This is a genomic window from Streptacidiphilus pinicola (genome assembly GCF_003258295.1).
Classification (GTDB): domain Bacteria; phylum Actinomycetota; class Actinomycetes; order Streptomycetales; family Streptomycetaceae; genus Streptacidiphilus; species Streptacidiphilus pinicola.
In genome coordinates, this window is record NZ_QKYN01000076.1 from 32,202 (window position 1) to 32,680 (window position 479).

Sequence of the window (479 nt, forward strand, 5' to 3'; positions counted from 1 at the left end):
CAGCTGGGCGGTGAACCGGCAGCTCGTGCCGCCGCCGCTGGTGAAGAAGACCCCGGACCAGAGCTTCTTGAACACCCCGTTCGGGAACAGCGCGTCGCCGAGGTCCCACCAGGTGATCTGCGGCGCGATGGCGTCCACGCGCTTGTCGTAACCGGCCGTCAGCAGCGAGATCGCCCCGCCGTACGAGCCTCCGGCGATCCCCACCCGCGGGTCGTCCGGCCCGTCCCGCAGCACGGCTACCGGGTGATGACCTGGTCGGCGCGCGGCTTCGGGAAGTCGACCGGGGCGATCGGGCTGGACGCGCCGGACCGCGAGGTCGCGGACGTCAGCCGGCTGATCGACTGGCTCGGGCACCAGCCCGACGTGCTGCGGGACGGGCCGGACGACCCGCGGGTGGGGATCGCCGGAGGCTCGTACGGCGGGGCGATCTCGCTGCTGACGGCCGGGGCCGCGACAGGCGTGGGCCCCATCGCCCCCCG

2 pseudogenes are annotated in these 479 nt (G+C 74.3%); one reads left to right on the forward strand and one right to left on the reverse strand.

The window, feature by feature from the left end:
• Window positions 1-225, reverse strand: a pseudogene (locus tag DN069_RS20205) (CocE/NonD family hydrolase); the annotation flags it as partial.
• 9 nt (window positions 226-234) lie between these two features.
• On the opposite strand from DN069_RS20205, the pseudogene DN069_RS20210 reads away from it, so the two are divergent.
• Window positions 235-479: pseudogene (locus DN069_RS20210) on the forward strand (alpha/beta hydrolase family protein); the annotation flags it as partial.